This is a genomic window from Alkalihalophilus lindianensis, assembly GCF_032843265.1.
Classification (GTDB): domain Bacteria; phylum Bacillota; class Bacilli; order Bacillales; family Bacillaceae_D; genus Alkalihalophilus; species Alkalihalophilus lindianensis.
In genome coordinates, this window is record NZ_JAWJBA010000333.1 from 1 (window position 1) to 271 (window position 271).

The 271-nt window shown below is 46.9% G+C and carries 1 protein-coding gene; it reads right to left on the bottom strand.

Annotation, left to right across the window (positions count from 1 at the left end):
• A partial coding sequence (locus RYX56_RS22465; RefSeq protein WP_500660644.1) for a thiolase family protein occupies positions 1-271 on the bottom strand: 271 nt, incomplete at both ends.

Genomic DNA, 271 nt, shown 5'->3' on the forward strand with positions numbered 1-271 from the left:
ATATTAGGATCGACACCGGCAACAGCCGAATCTCTCACGATTCCCAATGGCTCCAACCCTCTTTTTTCCGCTTCTTCACCGCTCATCAGAACCAAGGCGCTTGCACCGTCATTGATTCCTGAAGAATTTCCTGCTGTTACGCTCCCTCCTTCTTTAAAGGCAGGCCTTAGCTTTGCCAACACCTCTAGAGTCGTATCGGGTCTTGTGTGTTCATCCACAGCAAAAATGAACTCCTTTCCTTTTTTGTCTGTTAATGTAACTGGGAGGATTT